The sequence below is a fragment of the Glycomyces tarimensis genome (genome assembly GCF_054776215.1).
On sequence record NZ_BAAHCB010000015.1, the window covers coordinates 12,731 to 25,627 of the forward strand.

Annotated in this window: 10 protein-coding genes; 3 read left to right on the forward strand and 7 right to left on the reverse strand. The window is 69.4% G+C overall.

What is annotated here, in order from left to right; translation table 11 throughout:
- Positions 1-13 precede the first annotated feature (13 nt).
- The 3 genes from ACYVK3_RS12225 to ACYVK3_RS12235 form a co-directional block, all read right to left on the reverse strand.
- The gene (locus tag ACYVK3_RS12225; protein ID WP_460497598.1) at positions 14-1,612 is read right to left on the reverse strand and encodes a CBM35 domain-containing protein; all 1,599 of its coding nucleotides are present in this window, start codon (positions 1,610-1,612) and stop codon (positions 14-16) included.
- Positions 1,613-1,902: 290 nt separating this feature from the next.
- Positions 1,903-3,546, reverse strand: coding sequence for a discoidin domain-containing protein (locus tag ACYVK3_RS12230; RefSeq protein WP_460497599.1), 1,644 nt, complete (start codon positions 3,544-3,546; stop codon positions 1,903-1,905).
- A gap of 292 nt (positions 3,547-3,838) precedes the next feature.
- Complete coding sequence (locus ACYVK3_RS12235; RefSeq protein ID WP_460497601.1) at positions 3,839-4,708, reverse strand: glycoside hydrolase family 16 protein; 870 nt, start codon at positions 4,706-4,708, stop codon at positions 3,839-3,841.
- Between the two features lie 208 nt (positions 4,709-4,916).
- Between ACYVK3_RS12235 and ACYVK3_RS12240 the strand changes: the two genes are divergently transcribed.
- Both ACYVK3_RS12240 and ACYVK3_RS12245 read left to right on the forward strand, forming a co-directional pair.
- Entirely contained in the window at positions 4,917-5,285 is a 369-nt protein-coding gene (locus ACYVK3_RS12240; RefSeq protein WP_460497602.1) for a PadR family transcriptional regulator, read from the forward strand.
- A gap of 1 nt (position 5,286) precedes the next feature.
- A complete protein-coding gene (locus ACYVK3_RS12245; RefSeq protein WP_460497603.1) occupies positions 5,287-6,654 on the forward strand; it encodes a permease prefix domain 1-containing protein in 1,368 nt (455 codons plus the stop codon).
- A 57-nt stretch (positions 6,655-6,711) separates the two neighbouring features.
- On the opposite strand, the gene ACYVK3_RS12250 is transcribed toward ACYVK3_RS12245, so the two are convergent.
- From ACYVK3_RS12250 to ACYVK3_RS12265, 4 genes are read right to left on the reverse strand one after another with little or no spacing between them, the layout of a single operon-like run.
- The gene (locus tag ACYVK3_RS12250; RefSeq protein WP_460497604.1) at positions 6,712-7,605 is read right to left on the reverse strand and encodes a carbohydrate ABC transporter permease; all 894 of its coding nucleotides are present in this window, start codon (positions 7,603-7,605) and stop codon (positions 6,712-6,714) included.
- Positions 7,602-8,573, reverse strand: a complete 972-nt coding sequence (locus ACYVK3_RS12255; protein ID WP_460497605.1) for a carbohydrate ABC transporter permease — start codon at positions 8,571-8,573, stop codon at positions 7,602-7,604. Before ACYVK3_RS12255 ends, ACYVK3_RS12250 begins: the two co-directional genes overlap by 4 nt.
- A gap of 14 nt (positions 8,574-8,587) precedes the next feature.
- Positions 8,588-9,946: an ABC transporter substrate-binding protein gene (locus ACYVK3_RS12260; protein ID WP_460497606.1), complete on the reverse strand. Its 1,359-nt coding sequence runs from the start codon at positions 9,944-9,946 to the stop codon at positions 8,588-8,590.
- 42 nt (positions 9,947-9,988) lie between these two features.
- Positions 9,989-11,629, reverse strand: a complete 1,641-nt coding sequence (locus tag ACYVK3_RS12265) for a glycoside hydrolase family 13 protein (protein WP_460497607.1) — start codon at positions 11,627-11,629, stop codon at positions 9,989-9,991.
- Between the two features lie 165 nt (positions 11,630-11,794).
- Here ACYVK3_RS12265 and ACYVK3_RS12270 point away from each other — a divergent pair, with 165 nt between their 5' ends.
- Positions 11,795-12,817, forward strand: a complete 1,023-nt coding sequence (locus ACYVK3_RS12270; protein ID WP_460497608.1) for a LacI family DNA-binding transcriptional regulator — start codon at positions 11,795-11,797, stop codon at positions 12,815-12,817.
- The last annotated feature ends 80 nt before the right edge of the window (positions 12,818-12,897 follow it).

Consider the following 12,897-nt stretch of genomic DNA (forward strand, 5'->3'; position numbering starts at 1 on the left):
AGTGGTCGCCTTCCTAGCCGAAGGTCACGACGAGTCTGCCGTCCGAGGCGAACGACCAGTTGAGGTTCCCGTCGTAGGAGGAGCACCGGGAGCCGTTGGAGCCCGACCACCACTGGTTCGAGCCGGCGTCGTCGCCGATGATGCGGTCGTTCGACCCGCTGTCGCAGGAGGTGTTGCCGCTGAAGGTCGAGGAGCCGCCGTCGAAGTTGAAGTTGCGCTCCTCGTTGCCGATGCTGACGTTGTCCGAGACCGTCATCGATCCGAGGTTCCGGTTGTACGTGAACCCGTGCTTGCCGTTCTCGTAGGCGATGTTGCCGCGGATGATGTGGTCGACGCCGATGTCCTCGCCGCCGAGCTTGTAGCCGTTGCGGTCGCCGTTCCCGGCCTGGGAGCCGTCGGAGAGGGTGCCGTTCTCGAAGGCGAGCGAGTGCTCGATGGTCACCGCGCCGATCGGACCGGTGTCGTCCTTGGTGTAGAGGTCGTAGCCGTCGTCGATGTTGTTGTGGGCCACGGTGTAGCGGAAGACGTTCCCGGGGCCGACGGTGAGCTTCGGGGCGAAGCCGTCCGCGTCTTCGCCGTCGGAGTCGACGTTGTCGTGCGACACGGCGCTCAGGATGAGGTTGTTGGCCGGCCAGTCCTCCCGGGGCGCACCGGCGATCAGCCGCGAGAGCTGGAACCCGGTGTCGCGGTTGTAGCGCGTGATCGTGCGCTCGACGATGTTGTCGCTGCCGCCGAGGAGGATCCCGTTGTCACCGGCGCGCTCGACGACGATGCCGCGGATGTGCCACCAGTCGCCGCCGATGGCGAGCCCGCGGTTCGCCGAGTCCTCGCTCTGGGCCGAGAAGTTCATCACGGGGGTCTCGCCGGGGTAGGCGAACAGCTCGGTGCGGTCGCCGGAGGTGCCGTCGTTGCCCGGCTCGATCGTGACCGTTTCCGAGAAGTTGTAGGTGCCACCGCGCATGTAGATCGTCCCGCCGGGTTCGATGCGGTCGATCGCGGCGGTGAGCGTGGTCGGGTCGGACTCGGTGCCGGAGGCCCCGTCGCCGCCGTTCGGCGCCACGTAGATCTCATCGCCCGAGGGCGGCGGGGTGGTCTCGTCGGGCGGGGTGGTCGGGTCGGGGTCCGCTTCGAGGTCGACGTCGAGGTAGTCGACGTTCGGCAGGCCTTCCGAGCCGGTCGCGGTGAACGCGATCGAATTGGCGCCCGCGCGGACCGGGACGGTGAGGGTCTGCGTGGTCCAGTTCGTCCACTCGTCGGTGGAGTCGAAGGTCGCCGATCGCGCGGTCGAGCCGTTCACGACCACGTTCGCGGATCGGCTGCCTGAGCCGCCGTTGGCGTACCGGAGGCCAACGGTGGCGGTCCCCGCGGCGTCCGCGTCGACGGTGAACGTCGCGGAGGCGCCGGATTCGTTCTCGGTGTTGCAGAACCCGCTGCCGGAGTAGCCGGCGTGCTCGTTCTCGATCGCGCCGTCGCATTCGGCCGAGGAGTCCTCGGCCTCGTAGCGGACCGCGGCGGCGTGCGCGGTGTTCATCGCCACCAGTGTGGCCGCGGCGGCGACCATGCCGGTCAGCCCGGCCACGGCCACCGCTCGCACTGTTCTTCGTCGGGACATGTCGTTCCTCGTCTCGTTCGGGGGGCGTACGGAATATGCCTGTTCGTTCCGAGTCTAAAGAAGCGATTTTCGATATTTCAATGTATAAATGCAAGCGATTGCGAGCGACTCCGGGCGGTTCGGGCGCCGGTACGAGGCGTATGCAGGGCTTCGACCCTCGCCGGCCCCGCGAGTCCGCCGCCAACGCCGGCGTAGCTGCAATCGCTTGTCCCTGTGGCAGTGCGAGAGCCGGGCGCTTCCCGTCCATGACACGGGGATTCGGCGCCCGGCTCTCGGGTCGTGCGCCGGCGTCAGCGCCGGCCGCAGTCGCTCCTGCTCTGCTCGGGGCAGTTCGCCCGGCCCTGCGGCTGGGCGTACACCTGGACCTCCACCAGTCCGGCGGCCCAGGCGGCGCCGTTGCCGTTGTGGTCGTTGACCACGTCGGCGACGTCGACGCGGACGTACCGGTAGCGGCCCGACAGCGGGTCGCTCGTGAAGCCCACGGTGGCGTTGCCGGACCGGTCCGCGAGCCGGGTCCAGTCCGTGCCGTCGACGCTGCCCCACACGGTGTACCGGCTGTAGGTCTCGGAGCCGTTGTAGCTGCGCCAGCTCAGGTCGACGCGGGCGAGCTCGCGCGGCCGGCCGAGGTCGACCTGCCAGTCGAACGGCACGCCCGCCGGCTTGAAGTAGTTGGTGTTGTCGCCGCTGGTGTTCAGGTTGTAGGCGATCCCGTCGTTCGCCGCCGTCGGCGGGTGGTTCGCCTCGGTCCCGTCGGCGGTGACCGGCCGGTTCTCGGAGACGAGCTCGGCGCCGGGGACGACGACGGTGCCCGAATCGGTGTCGAAGCTCCATTCGGGATGGAAGCCCATCGACAGGTCCGTTCCGTCGACTCGGAGGGGAAGCCACACGTAGGTGGAGGTGCCGAGCGCATCGGGGTTCCACCGGTCGCCCATGTAGATGTACTGGCGTTCGCCGTCGGCGCCCTCGATGGTCATGATGTTCGTCGGCTGGCTGTAGAAGGTCGTGTTGTTGCCGACCGGGGCGAGCTCGGACCATCCGCCGGGGTCCGCGATGTCGTCGGTGGTCGCGTAGAGCGCCTGGTTGGGGTACCAGCCGGACTGCGCCGAGGTGATGATCGCGTAGCCGTCGGGGGTCCTGACCAGCGCCGGGGCCTCGCGCCGCTTCCCCTCGAACAGCGGGTACGACGCTTCCCAGTCGACGTCGGTGTAGTCGTCGGTGAGCGGGTAGACGCGCATGCTGAGGTGGTCCTGCGAGGACACGAGGTAGGCCGCGTCACTGTCGGGATCCTGGAAGACGGTGAAGTCCCGCGAGCCGTAGCCCCACTTCCCGTCGGTGCCCGGGTAGGTCGGGTCGGCGTGCTCGGTGGCGACCTCGCCGACACCAGGCCGGAAGTTGCGCACGATGGTGTAGTCGCCGTCGATCGTGTCGCTGGTGGCGACGACGAGGTGCGAGGCGGCGTAGCTGTCGGCGGTCTCCCAGTGGCCCCACAGGACGAATGTGCCGGTGGCCTCGTTGTACACGAGCTTCGGGCGCTCGATCTTGCACGCCTCGCCGTCGTAGGTGCCGGTGGCGCAGACCCCGGGCGTGTCGCGGGTGAGCAGGTCGCCGGCGAACTCCCAGTTCTTGAGGTCCTGGGACCGGTAGAGGCTGACGGCCAGGAACAGCGCCGAGTCGTGGCGCTTGTTCTCGCCGACCCAGTAGTACCAGCCGTCGTGCTCCAGGAAGCCGCCGCCGTGGGCCTGGATCGGATTGCCGTCGGTGTCGTTCCACGTCCGGCCCACCGGAACCGTGTCGTACTCGCTCGGCGCCGCGTCCGGCGCGAGCGTCTCGGCCCCCGCGGCCGTGACCGAGCCTGCCAGCGCCAACGCCGCCGCCAGGACCGCGATCCCGGCCCGCCGGGCCCAGGTCCGCCTCTTCGTCGGTCGTGTCCTCATTGACATCCCGCCTCCGCGATATCCGCCTCGGCGCAGCGCTCCGGCGGCATGTTTACGTAAACATCTAACATTTTCGATCAATATTGAACGGCGGTGGTGCGGTTGTCAAGGGGTGTCTGTATGCAGCGGCGGCAGCCGTCGCTCCTGGTGCTCCCGCGTGGACGTTCTGTGCGCGGGGGCGGCGTCGGTCAGTTCCCCATGCGTCCTACGGAGGCGTTCTGTGTGCGAGAGCGGCGTCGGTCAATGCCTCGTGCGTTCCGCTTGGCTGTTCGGTGTCCGAGGCCGGCACCGCTCAGTTCCTTGTGCGTCCCACGTAGACGTTCTGTGCCCTGAAATGGGTGTCCGAGCTTGGGCCGGACGAGCCCGAGGAGCCCTCCATCTGGAGGTTGATGATGAGGTTCATCGGCTTGTCGACGAAGCCCGAGCCGATGTGCGAGCCCTTCCACCGGCCGTCGAGGTAGTAGTGGATCTCGACGTCGGCGGCGTTGATCTTCGTCATCCAGATCCGGTACTCGTGCCAGCTCCCGGGCGAGCTGACCGGGACGATCGTGTTGTCCCAGGAGCCGTCGTAGGTGTTGAACCAGTTGCGGTTGCCGCCCTTGAACTCGAGGATGTCGCTCTCCGGCGGCCAGCTGTTCGCCCCGGTGATCCAGAACGCCGGCCAGGTGCCGGGTGCGGACGGCGCCTGGAACTCGCCCCTGATCTCGTAGTCGGGGAACCGGTCGTTGACGACGATCCGGTCCTTGGCGTGGATCGCGGCCGAGCGGTAGCGGATCGGCAGGTACGGGTCCTTGCTGCTGCTGCCCTCGTCCCAGTCGATGCGAGTGGCCTTGATGCTGAGCACCCCGCTGGGGGAGAGGTAGAGGTGGTCGTCGTCGGTGGAGATCGCGTACATGCGGGCGGTGCCGTTGTGGTCGGAGCCCCACGGGTACAGGTAGTTCCATTCCGACTCGAGCGTCTGGCGGTTTTGGAACGAGCCGTCGATGAGCGTCTCCCAGGCGGCGGTGGAGACCTCTGGCGCGGCTTCGGCGGGGCCGCTCCCCCCGGCCGTCGCGGGCGATCCGGTGAACAGCAGGGCGGTCGCGAGAGCCGCGACCGCCGCGAGCCGGTACCGACTCCGCGGACTGCGGACGCTCTGAGCGGGAGGTGTCGTGTTCGGCATGGTCGGCCGCCTTTGGGTTGATTGCCGGTGTCAGGGCGTTGGAGGCGCTTCGAGCAGTACGCGGCATGTTCACGTAAACATCGAAGATGTTCCATATATTGTCCGCACTGGATCGGCGCCTGTCAATGCCGCTTGACCGCTGCTCTAGCCTGGCGCTACGATGCATAGAAGCGCAAGGCATAACACCGCTAGGGATGGGAGACGCCACGTGCACATAGCCAAAGATCTGGTGGCCGCCTCGGCCACGCCGCTGGTACTGGGCATCCTCGCCGAAGAGGAGAGCTACGGGTACGCGATCCTCAAGGAGATCAGCGAGCGCTCGGGCGGCAGGCTCGAATGGACCGAAGGACTGCTGTATCCGCTGCTCCACCGCCTCGAGCGGCTCGGCTACGTCGAATCCGCCTGGCGCAGACCCGAAGGCGGGCGCAGGCGCAAGTACTACAGCATCACCGCCCAGGGCCGGGCCGAGCTCGCCGAGCAGCGCCGGCAGTGGTCGGCCGTCGTCGACGCGCTCGCCGACATCTGGAACGCCTCCCGGTCGTTCGGGCCGAGCGCGCCGCCCGCGCTGGAGGCCTGAGATGACCGCCGACAGCGACACCGATCTGGAGACCCAGATCGCCGAATGGCGCACCTACATGCTCCGCCGCCGGGCCCTGCACGACACCGACGTCGAAGAGCTCGAGGACCACCTGCGCGGCCGTATCGCCGACCTGGCCGAGACCGGCCTGCGCGACGACGAGGCCTTCCTCATCGCCGTCAAGCGCATGGGCGGCCTCGACGAGCTCTCGCGGGAGTTCGCCCGCGAACACTCCGACCGGCTGTGGAAGCAGCTCGTGCTCACCCCCGGGTCCGAGGCGCCCCCGGCCTCCAGTCGCCGCCGCGAACTGCTCGCCATGATCGTCTGCGCCGCGACCGCCGCGATCGCCGTCAAGGTCCCGGCCTGGTTCGGCGTCGGCATGGAAGACGATCCGGGCTTCTACGCGCTCAACGCGAGCCTGTTCGCGCTGGTGCCGCTGGCCGCCTACTTCGCGTGGCGGCGCGGGCTCGGCGCTCGGACGATCGGCGTCCTGGCATTCCTGTTCGCCCTCGGCGCGGTCGGCGCCAACGCCTACCCGCTCGGCGAGGACTCGCAGACGATCGTGCTGACGGCGATCCACCTGCCGCTGGCGCTCTGGCTCGTCGTCGGCGTCGCCTACGCCGGAGGCGAGTGGCGCTCGGAGCAGCGGCGGATGGACTTCATCCGGTTCACCGGGGAGTGGTTCATCTACCTCGTCCTGATAGCACTCGGCGGCGGCGTGCTCACCGGCTTCACGGTCGGCACGTTCGCGGCCATCGACGTCGACGCCGAGGAGTTCATCGCGGCATGGCTCGTGCCGTGCGGCGCCGCGGCCGCCGTCGTCGTCGCCGCATGGCTCGTGGAGGCCAAGCAGAGCGTCATCGAGAACATGGCGCCGGTGCTCACGCGCGTCTTCACGCCGCTGTTCGCCGCCACCCTGCTCGCGGTGCTGGCCGCGATCGTCGTGACCACCAGCGCCATCGACGTCGAGCGCGACATGCTCATCCTGTTCGACCTCCTGCTGGTCGTCGTGCTGGGCCTGCTGCTGTACTCGATCTCGGCCCGCGACCCGCAGACCCGGCCCGGCGTCTTCGACTGGGTGCAGCTGTGCCTGGTCGTGAGCGCCCTCTTGATCGACGTCATGGTCCTCATCGCCATCACCGGCCGCATCACCGAGTGGGGCTTCAGTCCGAACAAGACCGCCGCGCTGGGCCTGAACGTCATCCTCTTCGTCAACCTGGCGTGGTCGGCATGGCTGTTCCTCGGGCTGGCGAGGGGACGGCGCCCGTTCGCCCGCCTGGAGCGCTGGCAGACCGCGTACATCGGCGTGTACGCGGGCTGGACCTGGGCGGTCGTCCTGGTCTTCCCGCTCGTCTTCGGTTTCGCCTGACGCGGTGCCGAAGCGGCCCGCCCGGTCGATCCGGGCGGGCCNNNNTCCCGCTTCGGTTCAGCCTTTGATCGCGCCTCCGAGGCCCGCTCCGGACAGGAACATCCGCTGGAAGGCCAGGAACAGGGCGACGGGGATGATCGTGGAGATGGCCAGCGCGGCGAGGAACACGTCGAGTTCGACGAACCGCTGGAGCGCCGGCAGGCGGACGGACAGTGGCTGGAGGTTCGGGTCGGGCAGCACCAGCATCGGCCATAGGAAGTCCTTCCAGGAGGCGATGACGGCGAACACCGAGACGACGCCGATGATCGGCCGCGACATCGGCAGCACGATCGACCAGAACAGCCGGTAGGGACCGGCGCCGTCGACGCGGGCGGCCTCGAAGACCTCCTTGGGGAGGTTCGCGAAGAATCGCTGCATCAGCAGCACGTTGAACGCGTTGGCCCCGGCGGGGAGCCACACGGCCCAGAACGTGTTGAGCATCGAGGTGCCCAGCAGCGGCGGGTCGAGCACGGTCAGGTACAGCGGCACGAGCAGCACCACACTCGGAACGAACAGCGTGGCGAGCACGATCCCGCTGAGTGCCTTGCCATAGCGCGGCCGCAGGACCGCGAGCGCGTAGCCGCCGGTGGTGGCGACGAGCAGTTGGACGGCCCAGGCGCCCGCGGCGAGCGCGACGGTGTTGAAGAAGTACTTGTCGATCTCGACGCGTGTCCACGCCTCCACCAGATTGGCGAGGTCGAGGCCGCTGGGCCACAGGGCGAGCGGCTTCCGCAACGTGTCCTGTGTGGGCGTGACGGCGGCCTTGGCGAGCCACAGCATGGGGCCGAGACCGACCGCGATCAACGCGGCGAGCAGCGCGCCGTGGACCGCCCTCGCGCTCCAGCGGACGCTCGGCCGCTTCCAGTCGGTGGGGGCGATGACGCCGCGGTCGGCGCTCCTCGGGCCGGTCATGAACTGCTCCAGGATCGGGTGAGTCGGAAGTACAGCACCGAGAACACGGCCAGGACGAGGGCCAGCATGAGGCTCAGCGCCGTGGCGGCCCCGTAGTCGCCGCCGAGGGAACTGGTGAACGCGTACCGGTAGATCAGCAGCAGCACGGTCACCGTCGCGTTCGCCGGCCCGCCGTCGGTGAACAGGAACGGCTCCAGGAAGACCTGGGCGGTGCCGATGATCTGGAGGATGAACGTGATGAGCAGGACGCCGCGCAGCTGCGGCAGCGTGATGTGCCAGATCTTGTGCCAGATGCCGGCGCCGTCGATCTCGGCGGCCTCGTACAACGACGGATCGACACCGGTGAGGGCGGCCAGGTAGATGATGATGGTGCCGCCGGCCGCCGCCCAGGTGGCCTCCAGGACCAGCGCGGGCATGGCGATGTCGGCGTCCTGGAGCCAGGCGTAGGGGCCGAGGCCGACGTGGCCGAGGAGGGTGTTGAACACCCCTTCCGGCCCGGCGTCGTAGAAGATCTTCCACAGCAGCACCGCCACCACCGGCGGGACGACCACCGGCAGGTAGGCGAGGGCGCTGAACAGGCCCCGCAAGCGCCGCACCTCGCTCATCAGCAAGGCCGCGACGAGCGGGACCGGGTAGCCGAAGAGGAGCGCCAGGAGCGCGAAGTAGAGGGTGTTCTTCACGGCCGTCCACAGCAGCGGGTCGGCCAGGACGGTCTGGAAGTTCTCCAGACCGACGAACGCCGGGTCGGTGACGAGGTTCGTCTGCTGGAAGCTCATGAGGATCGCCCGGCCGATCGGCAGCCAGGAGAACACCGCGAACACGAGCAGCATCGGCAGCAGGAACAACAGCGTGTGCGGTCCGCCGCCGCGGGCCCATGCGAGGGGTCCGCGCCGCCCGGGTCGGGCCGCGGAGCGCGGTCCGACCCGGGCGCCGGAGCGGCCGGCGGGACGGGTGTCAGTGGTGGTCATCGTCGGCTCGCTGGCTATGCGGCCGAATCGATGGCGGTCTGGGCATCGCTCTCGGCCTGGGCCAGCAGCGCGCCGATGTCGGCGCCCTCGTCGCTCAGGACGGTCTGCACCACGGAGTCGAGCACCGCGTAGACCTCCTGGGTGGCGCGGGTCGGTTCGGTGAGCAGCGGTTGATCGAAGATCTGCTCGGTGTAGGGGGCCATCTGGTCGAGCGGGACGTTGACGTACTCCTGGACCCAGGTGAGCGACTCGTCGTAGGTGGCCCTGTCGAAGACGGGCAGCTGCGGGGCCCCGACGGGCTGGCCGGATTCGGCCAGGGCCTCGGCGTCGGCGACGGCGGCCTGTTCGACGGTGAGCTTCTCCATGTAGTAGAAGTCGATCCACTCGACCGCGGCGGCCTGCTCATCGGGCTCGGCGTTCGGGCTGACCGCGGCGAGGTTGCCGCCGCCGAGGACGCCGGCGTCGGGGCCTTCGAGGGGCAGGACGGCCAGGCCGTAGTCGTCGGGGTTCAAGGCGTTCTGGGTGAACAGGGACCGGTAGAGGTCGCCGCCGGAGACGTACATGCCGATGCGGCCGGAGGCGTAGTCCTGGTTGATGGTGCCCCAGTCGTACAGGAACTCGTCGCCCATGGAGTCGTCCTCCCAGCGCATCTGCCGGAGCAGGTCGATCGCCTCGCGCATCTGGGGAGTGTCGATGGTGGCCGTGGCGGTGTCGCCGTCGACGACCTCGGTGCGTCCGCCCATGGCGTAGACGAGGGTGGTGAGGATCCAGCCGCCGGTGTTGGCGTTGGTCATCATGGCGTAGCCGGTCTCGCCGGTGGCCTCGGCGATCTGGTCGGCGGCCTCCCGGACTTCGGCCCACGTGGACGGCGGCTCGTCGGGGTCGAGCCCGGCGGCCTCGAACAGGGTGCGGTTGTAGTGCAGGCCTTGTCCGTAGGCGGACCAGGGGACGGCCCACATGTCGCCGTCGGCGTCGGATCCGGCGGCGGCGACCTCGGGGTTGAAGTCGTCGATGTAGGGCAGCTCGGCGGTCAGGGCGCTGATGTCGGCGATCTGGCCGCGCTCGATCAGGCCGCGCCCGTCGGTGAAGGGCACGGTGAACACGTCCGGCAGGGTGCCGCCGGCGAGCTGGGCGGTGAAGGTGGTCGCCGTCCAGGTGTACTCCTGGACCTCGACGTCGATGTCGGGGTGGGCGTCCTCGAACTGGGCGACGCGCTCGTTGAACGCGTCGATGGCGCCCTGTTCGAGCCCGGCGTCGATGGCGACGGTGATGTCGGTGACGCCGTCGTCGTCCTCGGACTCCGAGCAGGCGGTGACACCGAGCGCGGTGACCGCTGCGGCGGCCGTCGCGGCGATGATGCGAGAGGGTTTCATTGGTTGCTCCTTGTGCAGGTGGATAGAGGGATGCGTCCGCCGTCAGGTGCGCAGCCAGGCGGCCGCGTCGGCGGGAAGCCGTCCGTCGATGAGCGGCGCGCTCGCGATGAGCACGCCTTCGTGGTCGGGCAGGTCCGCCGGCGCGTCGCCGAAGTTGACGACGCAGGCCAGGTCCTCGCCTCGGCGGAAGGCGAGCACCTCGGATCCGGTGTCGAGCCAGGTGAAGTCCTCGCCGCGCAGCGCGCGCTCACCGCGGCGCAGGGCGATGGCCTCGCGGTAGAGCGCGAGCATCGACGCGGGGTCGGCCGCCTGCGCCTCGACGGCGTAGGAGCCCCAGTCGGCGGGCTGGGGGAGCCACGGGGCTGCCGAGCCGGGCGCGTTGAAGCCGAAGGTCGTCCCGTCCTTGGTCCACGGCAGGGGCACGCGGCAGCCGTCGCGGCCGGGGTCGGTGCCGCCGCTGCGGTAGTGCATCGGGTCCTGGCGGGCGCCATCGGGCAGGTCCTCCACCTCGGGCAGGCCGAGCTCTTCGCCCTGGTAGACGTAGAGGACCCCGGGAAGCGCGGCGGTGAGCAGCGCGGCGGCCCGGGCCCGGCGTACGCCGAGTTCGAGGTCGGTCGGCACGCCGAAGCGCTTGGCGTCGAAGGAGAACGAACTGTCGGCCCGGCCGTAGCGGGTGACGGTGCGGGTGACGTCGTGGTTGGACAGGACCCAGGTGGGCGCGGCGCCGACCCGCCGGTGGGCGTCGAAGGTCGATCGGATCGACTCGCGCAGCGCCGCGGCCTCCCACGGGCGGGTCATGAAGTCGAAGTTGAAGGCCGTGTGCATCTCGTCGTCGCGCAGGTAGCGCACGAACCGCTCGGTCTCGGCGAGCCAGACCTCACCGACGAGCAGGCGCGGCTCCTCATAGGAGTCGGCGATCGCCCGCCAGCCGCGGTAGACGTCGTGGACCTCGTCACGATCGAGGTGGGGGTGTTCGCCGTCCCCGTAGTGCTCCCGGAACTCCGGCAGCTCGGGGTCCTTGACGAGCATCGTGGCCGAGTCGACGCGGACGCCGGCGACCCCGCGGTCGTACCAGAACCGCAGCACCGCTTCGTGCTCGGCGGCCACATCCGGGTGCGACCAGTTCAGGTCCGGCTGCTCGGGGGCGAACAGGTGCAGGTACCACTGCCCGGGGGCGCCGTCGGGGTTCTCGGTGCGCGTCCATGCCGGGCCGCCGAAGGTGGACTTCCAGTCGTTGGGCGCCACCTCGCCGTTCTCGCCGCGCCCCTCGCGGAACCAGAAGCGGTCCCGCGAGGGGTCACCGGGGTCGGCGAGCAACGCCTCGCGGAACCAGCGGTGCTCCGAGGAGAGGTGGTTGGGGACGATGTCCACGATGGTGCGGATGCCGAGCGCGAGCGCGTCGGCGATGAGCCGCTCGGCGTCCGCCAAGGTCCCGAAGGCGGGGTCGATCTGCCGGTAGTCGGCCACGTCGTAGCCGCCGTCGGCCTGCGGCGAGCGGTACCAGGGGGTGAACCAGAGGGCGTCGACCCCGAGCTCGGCGAGGTAGGGCAGTCGCGAGCGGACACCCTCCAGATCGCCGGTCCCGTCGCCGTTCGAGTCGGCGAAGCTGCGCGGGTAGACCTGGTAGATCACCGCGCCGCGCCACCAGGCGTCGGCCGTTTCGGTTCGGGGTCGGGAATGCACGCGGGTTCCTTTCGGTCGGCATGGCAGCGATGGAAGTCGCTGGTCATGATAGGTTTAGCGCTATACCTTTCCGAGAGCTTAAACCTTGGATGTCAGACTTGTCAACAGCGGATGTCCGGCACTCGGACCGAGAGCGCTTGCCCGCCGTTCCCGAAAGGAGCCCCCTTGCGCGTCACGCTGAAGGACATCGCCGCCGAGGCCGGCGTCAGTCTCATGACAGTGTCCAATGTGGTCAACGGAAAGCAGGCGCGGGTCTCCGAGGCCACCAGGGACCGCATCCTCCGGATCGTCGAGCAGCGCGGCTACGTGCCGAGCGCGTCGGCCAGGAGCCTGGCCGCCAAGTCCTCCAGGCTGATCGGACTCCTCGTGCCCGCCGTCGACGACAACAGCCTCACCATGAGCCCCCACACCGTCGAGGTCATCGGCATGCTCGAACGCGAGCTGCGCAAACACGACTACCACCTCATGCTCCGCGGCATCGCGCGCCCCGACGAGATCACCGAGGCACTGCGCTCGTGGAACCTCGACGGCGCGGTCCTGCTGGGCTTCCAGGACTGGGAGATCGACCGGCTCACCAGCCGCACCGTCGGCGATGTCGCGCTGGTCGCGATGGACAGCTACTCCGAGAACGCACTGACCATCGGCGTGCGCTCCGACGACTTCGCCGGGGCCGAGCTGGCGGCGCGGCACCTCGTCGGTCTGGGGCACCGGCGCATCGCCTTCGCCGGCCCGCCCTTCTCCGCGACCGGCGTCGTCCGCCAGCGCTACGAGGGCTTCCGGCACGTGCTCGACGGGGCCGGGATCGCCTGGGACGAGCGGCTGCTCTTCGCGGTGGAGACCACGCACGCCGACGGTCTCGCCTTCGGGCGCCGCCTGGCCGAACGGCACCCCGAGGTCACGGCGGTCTTCGGGACCGCCGACATCATGGCCATCGGCGTCATGGAGGGCCTGGCGGAGTCGGGACGGACCGTTCCCGGCGACGTGTCGGTCATCGGCTACGACGACCTCGACATCGCCACCTACGTCACCCCGAAACTGACGACGGTCGCCCAGGACCTGCCCGCGAAGTCCTCGATGACGGTGCGGCTGCTGCTCGACCGCCTCGCGGGCCGCGAGCATCCGGACAAGGCGCTCACCCTCGGCGTGCGCCTGGTCGAGCGGGGGACCGTCGCACCTCCTATTCGGTGAATCGCAGACGCGCAAGTCTGACCGTTCGACCGAGTGACGGCAGGTTTCCCGGTTGTAAATTGAGCAAGTGGACCTGAGTA

What these genes read in the sequence shown, in the direction of transcription:
- ACYVK3_RS12230 (WP_460497599.1), bottom strand. Translation starts at nt 3,546, where the DNA reads ATGAGGACACGACCGACGAAGAGGCGGACCTGGGCCCGGCGGGCCGGG.
- ACYVK3_RS12255 (WP_460497605.1), bottom strand. Translation starts at nt 8,573, where the DNA reads ATGACCACCACTGACACCCGTCCCGCCGGCCGCTCCGGCGCCCGGGTC.
- ACYVK3_RS12260 (WP_460497606.1), bottom strand. Translation starts at nt 9,946, where the DNA reads ATGAAACCCTCTCGCATCATCGCCGCGACGGCCGCCGCAGCGGTCACC.
- ACYVK3_RS12225 (WP_460497598.1), bottom strand. Translation starts at nt 1,612, where the DNA reads ATGTCCCGACGAAGAACAGTGCGAGCGGTGGCCGTGGCCGGGCTGACC.
- ACYVK3_RS12250 (WP_460497604.1), bottom strand. Translation starts at nt 7,605, where the DNA reads ATGACCGGCCCGAGGAGCGCCGACCGCGGCGTCATCGCCCCCACCGAC.
- ACYVK3_RS12245 (WP_460497603.1), top strand. Translation starts at nt 5,287, where the DNA reads ATGACCGCCGACAGCGACACCGATCTGGAGACCCAGATCGCCGAATGG.
- ACYVK3_RS12235 (WP_460497601.1), bottom strand. Translation starts at nt 4,708, where the DNA reads ATGCCGAACACGACACCTCCCGCTCAGAGCGTCCGCAGTCCGCGGAGT.